The sequence below is a fragment of the Croceicoccus sediminis genome (assembly GCF_007570835.1).
GTDB classification, from domain to species: Bacteria; Pseudomonadota; Alphaproteobacteria; order Sphingomonadales; family Sphingomonadaceae; genus Croceicoccus; species Croceicoccus sediminis.
The window spans coordinates 1-11913 of the sequence record NZ_SUNC01000005.1; the positions used below are offsets into that span (position 1 = coordinate 1).

The following is an 11913-nucleotide window of genomic DNA, read 5'->3' on the forward strand; positions in this document are numbered from 1 at the left end:
CAACTATCGTTCCCCGAAACTTCCTTCCGGGGGACTATGTCGTCCAGCTAAGTTGGCGACCGATGAAAGCGAGCCGTTAAAGCGTCGTCCCCGTCGGTGGAGCGGCATATATGTGGGGCTCTTGATTCGGTCAACAGCCGTTCGGCAAAAAGTTTGCCTTCAGGCGAATTTTTTTCAGGCCCGATCAAAAGAATGGCCGAAATCCGCCGCTTCAGCCCTTCCCGCACCGGGAAATTAGTTCAGATCGAAACGAAAGAGCCTGCTGCACGGTCCTTGCGCACAGCCAGGCCGTCGAACACCGTGCCGTTCATCGTGATCCATACGCCCGGCTGCGCTGCCTGGCAGCAGGCGAAGGCCATACCGAGGTTGAAGGAGGCGTCGCTTTCCTTGAACCGCGCCGGTGCCAGCGCGCCGGCGAGCACAATGGTCCGGTCGTCCAGATGGGATAGTGACTTCGCCGTATCGGTCATGGTGTCGGTGCCATGCGTTATGACGATCCGCTTTTCAGGCGCCGCCGCGATGGTCGCCGCGATCAGATCACGGTCAGCGTCGGTCAGCTCGAGGCTGTCCTTGCGCATCAGTTCGACGACGCGGAAGGGATGCGTCACTCGCGCAGTCGCGAGAAGCTGTTCGATCACGCTTTCGCCGATCTTGTACTCGCTCAGCGCGTCGAAATACTGCTTGTCGATTGTGCCACCGGTGGTGATCACGAGAATGGGGGATCGGGTCATGCCCCGCCCCTTATCACCGGCGCGCACGGGCGTCACCGGTTGTCGGCGCAGGAACGCGTTAACGCCCCTGCGCCGAAAGAATCAGAACGCGTCGTCAGCCAGGGCCATCATCGACTTCTTGCCCGCCTTGATGGCGAGGAAGTGTGCCGAAACCTGCGGCAGGATGCGTTCGAAGTAGAACGTCGCCGTCTTGATCTTGGCATTATAGAACGCCTTGTCCTCTGCCCCGAAGGCCAGCTTCATGCCGGAGAGCAGGGTAGAGCGGGCAAAGCAGTAGCCCATGGCGACAAGGCCGAAGAGCCTGAGGTACTCGGTTGCCGCGGCGCCCGCCTCTTCCGGATCGGCCATGCCCTTCTGGGCGATGGTCGCGGTGGAAAGCTGCAAGGCGCCGAACGCCTTTTCCAACCCGTCGATCATCGGCTTCATGGGACCGTCGCCCTTGTTCGCCTCGATGAATTCGGAAACCGGGTGGAAGAAGCTTTTCAGGTAACGCCCCAAATGCGCGCCCAGCTTGCGCCCGACGAGGTCCAGCGCCTGGATGCCGTTCGTACCTTCATAGAGCATCGCAATGCGCGCATCGCGGGCGTACTGTTCCACCCCGCTTTCACGGATATAGCCGTGCCCGCCGTAGATCTGGATTGCGAGGTTCGCGTTCTCGTGCCCCAGATCGGTGAACAGCGCCTTCACGATCGGCGTCATCAGCGCGACAAAATCCTCGGCCCGCTGACGCACTTCGGGATCATCGGCATGTCTTTCCGCGTCCAGCGCACGGGCGACCCATGCGCCCAGCGCACGGCAGCCTTCGTTGTTGGCGCGCATCGTCATCAGCATACGGCGAACATCCGGGTGGACGATGATCGGATCGGCGGGCTGATCGGGATATTTCGGCCCTGCCAGCGAGCGGCCCTGCACGCGGTCCTTCGCGTACCAGACGGCCGACTGATAAGCTGCCTCACCAATGCCGAGCCCCTGAATGCCGACGCCCAGCCGCGCGTTGTTCATCATCGTGAACATCGCGGCCATGCCCTTGTTCGGCTCTCCCACCAGCCAGCCGGTCGATTCCTCGAACAGCATCTGACAGGTCGCAGACGCCTTGATGCCCATCTTGTGCTCGATCGCGGGGCAGGAAACGCCGTTCGACGGACCGGGTGTGCCATCGTCCCTGGGTATGAACTTCGGCACGACGAAAAGCGAGATGCCCTTCACCCCTTCGGGCGCATCGGGAAGCCGGGCGAGGACGAGGTGGATGATATTGTCGGTCAGGTCATGTTCACCCGCCGAGATGAAGATCTTCGAACCCGACACCTTGTAAGTGCCATCGCCAGCCGGGACCGCACGGGTGCGCAGCAAGCCGAGATCGGTGCCGCAGTGCGGTTCGGTAAGGCACATCGTGCCCGACCATTCGCCGCTGACCATCTTGGGCAGGTAGGTGTTCTTCAGGTCATCGGTCGCGTGCTTGGCAATCGCGCCGACGCCGCCGTGGGTGAGGCCCGGATACATGCCGAACGACAGGTTGGTGGAACAGGTCATCTCCTCGACCAGCTTGCTCAACCGTTCGGGAAGCCCCTGTCCGCCCCATTCGGGATCGGACGACAGGGCCGCCCAGCCGTCCTGCGTGAACTGCTGATAGGCTTCCTTGAACCCTGCAGGCGTGCGCACGACGCCGTTTTCGTGCTGGCAACCTTCCTCGTCACCGGAACGGTTGAGCGGAAGCAGGACTTCCTGGCTGAACTTCGCCGCCTGTTCGAGGACCGCGTTCATCAGGTCGGAATCGAATTCCTCCAGCGCGGGGATATTGCCGAACCCGTCGTCATGCCAGAGCTCTTCCAACACGAAACGCATGTCGCGCAGCGGTGCTTCATAGACTTGCATCGATCGTGCCTTTCAAATCAGTTGCGCAGCGGCTTGCCGGTTTCGAGCATATGTTCGACCCGGGCCTGGCTGCGCGGATTGCGGACCAGCGCCATGAAAGCCTCGCGCTCAAGCTGCAGCATCTGCTCTTCGGTAACCGTGTCGGCCGCGTCGGTATCGCCGCCCGTCAGAACGGTGGCGAGGTGCGATGCAACGACGCCGTCGTAATCGGTCGCCTTGCCCTGCGCCTTAAAACCCTCGACCGCGAGGTCGAGCGCGACTTTACCGGTGGGGCCGGGCAAGTTGAACGTCGGTGCCTCGGGCGGAGTGTAGCCATCGACCATCGACAGCGCGCGCTGCTTGGCATCGGCCAGCAGGCGATCGCGGTTCATCGTGACGCTATCGTCCTTGCGCAGGAAGCCGAGTTCCTTCGCCTCTGCCGCGGATTTTGCCACCGTGGCGGTCGAGACGATCTCGAACACCTTGGCAACCGGGGGCATCGGGCCCTTGGGCAAAGCGCCCATGTCGCGCCAGCGTGCCAGCATCTCTCCGCAGCCGCCCCAGCCGGGGATCAGGCCGACGCCGCATTCGACAAGGCCGATATAGCTTTCGGCATGGGCCTGAACCGCGTCGCAGTGGAGCAGGATCTCGCACCCGCCGCCCAGCGCCATGCCCGAAGGCGCGCCGACCACCGGGAACGGTGCGTATTTCAGCGCCTTGTAGGTTTCCTGTCCGCCGGCGACGAGCTTCTCGATCTCGCCCCATGCCGCGATGTTCACGGCAAAGAGCGCAAGACCCAGATTCGCGCCGGTCGAGAACTGGCTGCCCTCGTTATAGACGACCATGGCCTTGTACTTTTCAGCCACGAGCGGGATCGCCTTGCCGATCAGCTTCATGACCTCGCCGTCGAGCGCGTTCATCTTGCCGGTGAATTCAAGGCAAACGACACCGTCGCCAACGTCCCACAGCGCGGCGGATGCATTCTTCATCAGCGGCTCTGCCGACAGCTTCACATCGGCAAGCAGTTCGACGCCTTCGGGGCGCACGACATCGTGGTACTCGCCGTCAAGGCCGAGATACTGCCGCTTGCCGTCCTCGACCCGGTAGAATGTCGCATCGCCCGCCATCTCGAGGATCGAGGGAACTGGCGAGCCTTCGGCCTTAAGCCGCTCGACCAACTTTGCCGCGCCGATCCTGTCGATCAGTTCGAATGGCCCGTACTTCCAATTGTAACCGAGCTTCATCGCCTCATCGATGGCGACGATGTCGTCCGCCGCATCGGGCACGAGGCTGGCGGCATAAGAAAGCGTCTGGCCAAGGATCGCCCACGCATAGGAGCCATATTTGTCATCGGATGCGATCAGCGCGCCCAGATCGCCGCTCTTCACCGCACGCGGCAGAGAGGCGGGCTTCACGCTCTTGCGATAGTGGCCCGACGAAAGGTCGACCGCTTCCTTCAGTTTCTTCCCGCCTTCGCGGTTGAGGCGGTAGAACCCGCCCTTCCCCTTACGGCCGGTATAGCCTTCCTCGATCATCTTGTTGATCAGCGGGATGTCGCGCGCGATCGCCTGATAGGGATCGTCCTGCGGCAGGGTCGAGGTCAGGCTCTCCTGAAGATAGGGCATGAGGTCCACGCCGACGAGATCGACCAGACCGAACACGCCGGTCTTGGGCACACCCATCGGGCGGCCCGCGATAGCGTCGGCTTCCTCGACCGTCAGGCCAAGATCCATCGCCGCGTTGATCGCCGCCTGAATCCAGAACGTGCCGACACGGTTCGCGATAAAGCCGGGCGTGTCCTTCGCATCGACCACGGTCTTGCCCAGCACACGGTCCGCGAAGTCGCGGATGCGGGCGGCAAGGTCCATGTCGGTCGCGGGACCGGTCACCAATTCCAGCAGCCGCATATAGCGCGGCGGGTTGAAGAAGTGGGTGATGAAGAAGTCGCGGCGGAACGCGTCCGAACGCCCTTCGATCAGGTTTTCGAGCGGGATGGTCGACGTGTTGGACGTGACCGCCGTGCCCGGCGTGCGGACCTTTTCCAGCTTTTCGTAAAGCGACTGCTTGATCGAAAGCTTCTCGACCACGGCCTCGATCACCCAGTCGCACTCGGCGACCTTGTCGAGGTGGTCTTCGATATTGCCCGTTTCGACCAGCCGGGCCGCGCGTTTCGACATGAAGGGCGCCGGGTCGGTCTTGAGCATGCGTTTTACCGCGCCTTCAGCGACCGAATTGCGGTCATTCTCGTCACGCACGATATCGAGCAGGAGGACCGGCACGCCGCCGTTGGCGACTTGTGCCGCGATCCCCGCACCCATCGTGCCCGCGCCGATGACGCAGACTTTCCTGACGGGAGCCATCGTCATCACACCGCCTCCAGAACCGTGGCGATGCCCTGACCGCCGCCGATGCACTGCGTGGCCAGCGCGAACTTGCCGCCTTCACGCTGCAGCAACTGCGCCGCCTTGCCGGTGATGCGCGCGCCCGTCGCGCCCAGCGGGTGGCCGATGGCGATCGCGCCGCCGTCGAGATTGACCTTCGCCTCGTCGAGGCCGAGGTCGCGAATGACCGCGATCGACTGGCTGGCGAAAGCTTCGTTCAGCTCGACCACGTCGAGATCGGTGGCAGTAATGCCCGCCCGCTCCATCGCCTTGCGCGATGCGCCGATGGGCCCGATGCCCATGATCTCCGGCTTGCAGCCCGAAACCGCGACCGAACGCACTTTGGCCATGACCGTCAGGCCATTGGCGGCGGCATAGTCCGCGCTGGTCACCAGCACCGCCGTCGCACCGTCGGTGAGGGGCGAGGACGTGCCCGCCGTAACGGTGCCGTTCGCATCGAACGCGGTCTTCAGGCTGGCCAGCGTATCCGCAGTGGTTTCGGGGCGCGGCGTTCCGTCGGCCTCGACCATGCCCTTGCCGGTGTCGATAGCGACGATTTCGCCGGCCAGCTTGCCCGCGGCGACGGCAGCGGCGGTCTTCTGCTGGCTACGCACCGCGAAAGCTTCCTGCTCCTCGCGGCTGATGTTCCATTCCTTCGCCACGTTCTCTGCCGTCGTTCCCATCGAGATATAGGCCTCGGTCTCCTTGGCCAGCTTCGGGTTCGGCATCGGGTTAAAGCCCATCATCGGCACGCGGCTCATCGATTCGACGCCGCCGCAGATGAAGGCATCGCCTGCGCCCATGGCGATCTGGCCCGCGGCATAGTGGATCGCACTCATCGACGAACCGCAGAACCGGTTCAGCGTCATGCCCGCGACCGACTGCGGCAGACCGGCCAGAAGCCCGACAAGGCGCGCAACGTTGAAGCCCTGCTCCCCTTCCGGGAAGGCGCAGCCGAGCAGGAGATCCTCCAGGTCATCGGCCTTCACGCCGGTCCGTTCGACCAGTGCGCGCACGACCTGCGCGGCCATGTCGTCGGGCCGGACACGGGCAAGAGCGCCCTTGCCTGCGAGGTGGAAGGGCGAACGGGCGTAACCCGCAATGACGATGTCGTTCATGGAAATCCTGTCTCTCCGAAACGTCGTTGGCGCGGCGTTCGGCCGCTTTATATCGTAATAGTAAAATACCTCCCCTATACGTCAACCGGAATCTCGGCTATGCGGATCACCGTGTCCCGGATTTGAGGTGCCGGAATTGACGTAAGCGTCAGTTTGCGCTTTGGAAACGCGCAAGGTCGCGCCCGGGTCCGGGATAGATAAGAACCATGGGAAGACAGTCGCGTGAGGAAGCCGTGAATCAGATGGACGACCATGACCCCGGCCCGATGCACAAAGGCATTCAGGAAGTTGCCGAAATGCTCGGCGTTACGCAGCGCGCCTTGCGCTTTTACGAAGACAACGGCCTGATCAGTCCGCAGCGTGTAAGCGGCACGCGCATCTATTCGCGCCGCGACATGGGGCGCATGCAACTGATCCTGCGCGGCAAGCGACTGGGCTTCAGCATCCGCGAAATTCGCGAGTTTCTGGACTTATATGACCGCGATCCGACACAGCATGACCAGATAAGTCACCTGCTGACCCGCGTGCGCGAAAAGATCGTCGACCTCAAGGCGCAGCAAGTCGCCCTGGAAAAGACGATAGGCGAACTCATCCAGATAGAAGCCGAAGCCGCCGAACAGCTAAGCAAGGGCGGGGCCTGAGCCCCTTCCCCGACTAAGAGCTTCAGGCCGGACGGCCCTTGCGACCTTTCGGCTTGAACTTGCCCGGGCCGCCGGGCTTTCCGGGCCCGCCGGGCTTGCCCTTGCCGGCAAAGGGCTTGCCCTTCCCGCCATGGGGCTTGCCCTTCGGGGGACCAGAGCGCCCAGGCTTTGCGCGGTGGACCATCGGTTTCGCACCCCCTCCACCGTGATGGCCTCCGCCACCTTCGCGCGGGCCTTCCGAAGGCTCGATGGTCACGATGCCGCGGTCATCGTCCTCGTTCGCGGTGCGCAGCAGCGTTGCGGCAAACTTGTCGGCAATTGCGGTCGGAACCTGGAAATGCGTTTCGTACTGTCCGATGCGGATCGCGCCCACTTCGGCGCGGGTAATGTGCCCGCGGCGGCACAGCAGCGGCAGGATCCAGCGCGCATCTGCGTTCTGGCGGCGGCCGATGTCCATACGGAACCAGGCCACGTCCTCGAAACCGGGGCGATGGCGCTCCTTCTGGGCGGCACGGCGCGCCTCGGGCGTGTTCTCCATCAGCTCTTCGGGTTCGGGAAGCTTGGCGCGGAACGAACGGACCAGCGCGGCAGCCACGTCCTGCGGCGAACGCTCGGCCAGAAGCCTCTCGGCAAGCTTGCGATCCTCTTCGTCGAATTCAGCCGGCTGCAACAGCGCGCCCAGAAGGCGTTCGCGGTCCTGTGCCCGGATCGCGTCGCGCGAAGGCGCCTCGATCCAGTCGGCCTCGATCTTCGCGCCGCGCAGCATGCTTTCGACACGGCGGCGGCGCGGATAGGGAACGATGAGGACCGCCGTACCCTTTTTGCCCGCACGGCCCGTCCGGCCCGAACGGTGCTGAAGCGTTTCGGCATCGCGCGGAATCTCGACGTGAACCACAAGGCTGAGCGAAGGCAGGTCGATGCCGCGGGCGGCGACGTCAGTGGCGACGCAGACGCGGGCACGGCGATCGCGCAGCGCCTGAAGTGCCTGGTTACGTTCGGACTGCGAATGTTCACCCGACAGCGCGACGACGGCAAATCCGCGTTCCTGCAGGGTTGCATGTAGGCGGCGCACGTTGTCACGCGTGGCGCAGAACAGGATCGCGGTTTCCGCCTCGTGGAAGCGCAGCAGGTTCACCACCGAGGCCTCGATCTCTGCCGGGGCGACGGTCACGGCCTGATAGGTGATGTCGCCGTGACCACGGTCGTCCCCGACGGTGGAGATGCGCAGGGCGTTATTCTGATAGCGCCGGGCCAGCGCCTCGATCGGCTTAGGCATCGTGGCGGAAAACAGCAGCGTGCGGCGATTGTCGGGCGTCGCGTCGAGGATTTCCTCAAGATCTTCGCGAAAGCCCATGTCGAGCATTTCGTCCGCTTCGTCGAGAACCGCGACGCGCAGCGCCGAAAGGTCCAGCGCCCCGCGTTCGAGATGATCGCGCAGGCGTCCCGGCGTGCCGACGACGATATGGGCGCCGCGCTGCAGGCTACGGCGTTCCTTCGACGGGTCCATCCCGCCAACGCAAGTCGCGATCCACGCACCGGCCTGCTTGTAGAGCCAGGTGAGTTCGCGGCTGACCTGCAAGGCCAGTTCGCGGGTCGGCGCGATGACCAGCGCCAGTGGCGCGCCCGAAGGCGGAAGCTGTGCTTCGCCGCGCAGCAGCGTATCGGCAAAGGCGAGGCCAAAAGCCACCGTCTTGCCCGAACCGGTCTGGGCGGAAACGACAAGGTCGCGGCCATCGGCCTCGGGCGCGACGACGGCGGACTGCACGGCAGTCAACGCGGTGTAGCCACGTTCTTCAAGGGCATTGGCGAAAAGAGGCGAAAGCGTAGAAAAAGGCATCACTATCTCGAATGGCAAGCCACGCCGCGCATGCGACGGACAGATTGTAGGCGTATGGAATTCAAAGGGACGATCCGTCCACGTCTGCGGGCGTCAGCCGGCTGCCTGGACGATCGGGTCTAAACCCCGAGTTGCGCGCCCCCTTACAGACAAAAGACGCGTTTGGCTTGCATTCTTTTTGAGGTGCATGTTCGCCGGAGTTTGAAATGGCCGCTCGAAGCCGCCACCAGCCGCTTCGGATGGCCCGTCGCGGCATTGAAGAAAGACCGATTGGCGAGTTTTCAGGCAACCGGCCCGGCGATGCATTTCATGATGACCGCCCCCAAGCCACGCGCAGCCCGAATCTTCCAATCTGGGCACCGAGGCAGCATCTTTGGCGCGGTTTGACACCAACTTCGGCAGTTCGCCCCGTTGGAACCTCTCACAGTAAGGGCACTATTTCCGCACTCTGGAGAGTACAGATGTTCCGTAAGTCAAAAGCCTTTTCGACCGCCGCTCTCGGTATCGCCGGTATCGCCACTTTCGCAGCATCCATCCCGGCAGAGGCGCACAGCATCTGGTTCGCGCAGCGCGCCAAGCAGACCGCGCTGGTCTATGGCGTCGGTGCAGACGATCTCGACATGGTCAGCCGCATGGACAAGGTCACGTCGGTTACCGGCTACGATGCCGAAGGCAATCCGGTGGAAACGTCCCTGGTCGTCGCCGGGCCGATCCCCGTGGTCAACAGCGAAGAGCCGATCAACGTCGTCGCCGCCGCGGTCGACTATGGCATGTGGACCAAGGACGCCAACGGCAAGTGGTACAACACCGGCAAGGACGAAGTGGACGGCGAGATCGAGGTTTCCGAACACAACTTCAAATACGCCGTGCACATGTTCTCGCTCGACGCCAAGGTTCCGATGATCCCCGGTCATGCCCTGCAGATCGTGCCCGTCGGCGACGTTCCCGAAGACATGGGCCAGCCGCTAATGGTGAAGGCCCTTTACAACGGGAAGCCTGCCGCTGGGGTCAGCATCCTGACCGACTACGTCACCGATCCGGACCAGATTCCGGCGATGACCGGCGCAGACGGCACGACGACGATCCGCGTTCGCAACCAGGGGCACAATGTCGTGACGGGCATTCTCTTCACCGCTCCCGACAAACCGGAAAAGTACGACCGCATGGAACAGCGCGCGACCCTGTCGTTCACGCTGCCCCACCTGCCTGAATAATCGTCTTCAACCGAGGCAATCTTTCAGAAAGGTCTGAAACATGAAGAAATTTCTCATCGCCGGAACCGCAACAGTTATGCTGGCATTCGCGACCCCGGCCCTTGCACACGGTAGCGTTGAACCGATGCACGGCGGCATGGTCGTGGAAATGGCGGGCGAAACCGTGGTCGAACTGGTCAAGACATCGCAAGGCATGGATGTCTACTTCAACGACGGCCATGCAGAGCTTCCCGCCGCCTCTTTCGATGCCAACCTGATCGTGACGCCTGCGGCAGGCAAGAAGTTCACCGCCGAACTGAAGCCCGCGTCGGGCAACCGCCTCACGGCTGCCGGAGTGAAAGCCGCGGCAGGCACCAAGGTGGTGGTCGCGGTGCTCGACAAGAGCACGGGCATCAAGTCCTTCGCGACCTTCCGCTACTGATGATGGCGGGCCGCATGACAGGCTCAACTAACCACCCTTGCCCGGGCCGCTCATTCAGAGCGGTCCGGGTTTTTTTGACCCTTCTTGCCGCCCTCGTCTGCCTGGCCATTGCAGCGGCGGCGCGCGCGCACGGCGTGGCCGAAGGCGACCAAGCCTTTATCGAAGGCTCGACCGGCATCAATATCGCGCCCTACATGTACCTGGGCGCCAAGCACATGGTGACAGGCTACGATCACCTGCTTTTCCTCGCAGGTGTAGTATTCTTCCTCTACCGGATGAAAGACGTCGCCATCTACGTCACGCTGTTCGCCATCGGGCACAGCACGACCCTGCTGATCGGCACGATCTTCAACATTAACGCCAACCCCTTCATCGTCGATGCGATCATCGGCCTGTCGGTCGCCTACAAGGCTTTTGACAACCTGGACGGGTTCACCACGCTCTTCGGCTGGCGCCCGGATCCCAGGAAAGCGGTCTTCATCTTCGGCCTGTTTCACGGGTTCGGCCTTGCGACCAAGCTTCAGGACCTGACGCTTTCGCCGGACGGCCTGATCCCGAACCTGCTGGCCTTCAATGTAGGCGTGGAACTGGGCCAGCTCCTGGCTCTGGCGATCATCCTGATCGTGATGAACATCTGGCGTCTGTCGCCCTCGTTCCAACGCACCGCCGTCATTGCCAATGCCGCGCTCATGTCAGCGGGCTTCATTCTCGTCGGCTATCAAATGACCGGCTATTTCACGCAAGGGGCTTAAGATGAACAGTCCGATCCACAGTTCCGCCGCCTCTCCCCCAACGGCGCACGCCTCTCCGGCGACGCTGGCCAAGGCATCGATCTCGGCGCTGGTCGTTGCCGCCGCCGTCACGGTTCTTTTCGTAATTCCGGCCGAGACGGGCGACGATCCGACAGGGGTGGGCAAGGCCCTCGGCATCGCGGGGATGAGCGCCGGGGACGCGCCCACAGAAACGATCGACACCACGGCAAAGGTCGACGAAGAAGCACAGGCCCCCGCCGGCCCGGCCGAAGCTGCGGCGCAAGCCAAGTCGGCCTGGCGCGAAGACGCGCAGAAGATCGTGCTGCCGCCCTATCGCGGGACTGAGATGAAAGCGCGCATGAAGGCGGGCGACGGTTATTCCTTCGACTGGAAGTCCGACGGCGCGGTCATGGTCGATATGCATGGCGATCCGCCGAATGCCGGGCCGGACGATTTCACCAGCTACTGGGAACAGGCCGAAACCACGTCACAGGCAGGCACTTTCGTCGCGCCTTTTGACGGCATCCACGGATGGTACTGGCGCAATCTGACTGACAAGCCGGTCACGGTCGAACTGAAGATTTCGGGCCACTACGAAGATCTCTACAAGCCCTGATGATGCCGTCCGATCGCCGCGTGACGGGCCGTCCTGGCCGAGGTCGCGCGGTGCCGGTCAGCAGATATCAGCAGCTCGCCACAGGATATAGGGCCTTTTCAGCCCAAGGGATGCAAATGTCGGAAATTTCCCGCGATCGCGACCATCAAACGCCGCCTTTTACGCGGCCGGTATAAATCGCGGATTTCGTCATCGATTCGTCATTATCAACCGTTCACGGCCTGCGTTTCGGCGATTTGTTTCCGACTTTGGTGCCTAGGCTCGAAGAATAATAAAGTTCGATCACAAACAGTGAGAGGCAAAAAGAGGGGTGGTCTGGTCAACCGGCATCGAATGCCGCCATGCGGCAGA

10 protein-coding genes are annotated in these 11913 nt (G+C 62.9%); 5 read left to right on the forward strand and 5 right to left on the reverse strand.

Annotated elements, in window-relative coordinates:
• Positions 1-239 precede the first annotated feature (239 nt).
• From FAX90_RS14975 to FAX90_RS14990, 4 genes are all read right to left on the reverse strand, one after another.
• Positions 240-731 carry an asparaginase domain-containing protein gene (locus FAX90_RS14975; protein ID WP_144098243.1) on the reverse strand — a complete coding sequence of 164 codons (492 nt, stop codon included), beginning with the start codon at positions 729-731 and terminating at the stop codon, positions 240-242.
• 81 nt (positions 732-812) lie between these two features.
• Positions 813-2603 carry an acyl-CoA dehydrogenase C-terminal domain-containing protein gene (locus tag FAX90_RS14980; RefSeq protein ID WP_144098244.1) on the reverse strand — a complete coding sequence of 597 codons (1791 nt, stop codon included), beginning with the start codon at positions 2601-2603 and terminating at the stop codon, positions 813-815.
• 17 nt (positions 2604-2620) lie between these two features.
• Positions 2621-4942: a 3-hydroxyacyl-CoA dehydrogenase/enoyl-CoA hydratase family protein gene (locus tag FAX90_RS14985; RefSeq protein ID WP_144098415.1), complete on the reverse strand. Its 2322-nt coding sequence runs from the start codon at positions 4940-4942 to the stop codon at positions 2621-2623.
• 5 nt (positions 4943-4947) lie between these two features.
• A complete protein-coding gene (locus tag FAX90_RS14990) occupies positions 4948-6081 on the reverse strand; it encodes a thiolase family protein (protein WP_144098245.1) in 1134 nt (377 codons plus the stop codon).
• Between the two features lie 242 nt (positions 6082-6323).
• Here FAX90_RS14990 and FAX90_RS14995 point away from each other — a divergent pair, with 242 nt between their 5' ends.
• On the forward strand, positions 6324-6722 hold the full coding sequence (locus tag FAX90_RS14995; RefSeq protein WP_205700711.1) for a MerR family transcriptional regulator: 399 nt from the start codon (positions 6324-6326) through the stop codon (positions 6720-6722).
• Positions 6723-6744: 22 nt separating this feature from the next.
• Here FAX90_RS14995 and FAX90_RS15000 read toward each other — a convergent pair whose 3' ends face one another.
• Complete coding sequence (locus FAX90_RS15000; RefSeq protein ID WP_144098247.1) at positions 6745-8559, reverse strand: DEAD/DEAH box helicase; 1815 nt, start codon at positions 8557-8559, stop codon at positions 6745-6747.
• 461 nt (positions 8560-9020) lie between these two features.
• Between FAX90_RS15000 and FAX90_RS15005 the strand changes: the two genes are divergently transcribed.
• Genes FAX90_RS15005 through FAX90_RS15020 form a run of 4 tightly spaced genes read left to right on the forward strand, consistent with a single transcriptional unit; the run spans position 9021 to position 11562 of the window.
• Complete coding sequence (locus FAX90_RS15005) at positions 9021-9773, forward strand: DUF4198 domain-containing protein (RefSeq protein WP_144098248.1); 753 nt, start codon at positions 9021-9023, stop codon at positions 9771-9773.
• 40 nt (positions 9774-9813) lie between these two features.
• Positions 9814-10194 carry a hypothetical protein gene (locus tag FAX90_RS15010; protein ID WP_144098249.1) on the forward strand — a complete coding sequence of 127 codons (381 nt, stop codon included), beginning with the start codon at positions 9814-9816 and terminating at the stop codon, positions 10192-10194.
• Entirely contained in the window at positions 10194-10946 is a 753-nt protein-coding gene (locus tag FAX90_RS15015; RefSeq protein ID WP_240704940.1) for a HupE/UreJ family protein, read from the forward strand. The genes FAX90_RS15010 and FAX90_RS15015 overlap by 1 nt, the downstream gene beginning before the upstream one ends.
• Position 10947: 1 nt before the next feature.
• On the forward strand, positions 10948-11562 hold the full coding sequence (locus FAX90_RS15020; RefSeq protein ID WP_144098250.1) for a hypothetical protein: 615 nt from the start codon (positions 10948-10950) through the stop codon (positions 11560-11562).
• Positions 11563-11913 lie beyond the last annotated feature (351 nt).

What these genes read in the sequence shown, in the direction of transcription:
- FAX90_RS14995 (WP_205700711.1), top strand. Translation starts at nt 6,324, where the DNA reads ATGGACGACCATGACCCCGGCCCGATGCACAAAGGCATTCAGGAAGTT.
- FAX90_RS14980 (WP_144098244.1), bottom strand. Translation starts at nt 2,603, where the DNA reads ATGCAAGTCTATGAAGCACCGCTGCGCGACATGCGTTTCGTGTTGGAA.
- FAX90_RS15020 (WP_144098250.1), top strand. Translation starts at nt 10,948, where the DNA reads ATGAACAGTCCGATCCACAGTTCCGCCGCCTCTCCCCCAACGGCGCAC.
- FAX90_RS15000 (WP_144098247.1), bottom strand. Translation starts at nt 8,559, where the DNA reads ATGCCTTTTTCTACGCTTTCGCCTCTTTTCGCCAATGCCCTTGAAGAA.
- FAX90_RS14990 (WP_144098245.1), bottom strand. Translation starts at nt 6,081, where the DNA reads ATGAACGACATCGTCATTGCGGGTTACGCCCGTTCGCCCTTCCACCTC.
- FAX90_RS14985 (WP_144098415.1), bottom strand. Translation starts at nt 4,942, where the DNA reads ATGGCTCCCGTCAGGAAAGTCTGCGTCATCGGCGCGGGCACGATGGGT.
- FAX90_RS15015 (WP_240704940.1), top strand. Translation starts at nt 10,194, where the DNA reads ATGATGGCGGGCCGCATGACAGGCTCAACTAACCACCCTTGCCCGGGC.
- FAX90_RS15005 (WP_144098248.1), top strand. Translation starts at nt 9,021, where the DNA reads ATGTTCCGTAAGTCAAAAGCCTTTTCGACCGCCGCTCTCGGTATCGCC.
- FAX90_RS15010 (WP_144098249.1), top strand. Translation starts at nt 9,814, where the DNA reads ATGAAGAAATTTCTCATCGCCGGAACCGCAACAGTTATGCTGGCATTC.
- FAX90_RS14975 (WP_144098243.1), bottom strand. Translation starts at nt 731, where the DNA reads ATGACCCGATCCCCCATTCTCGTGATCACCACCGGTGGCACAATCGAC.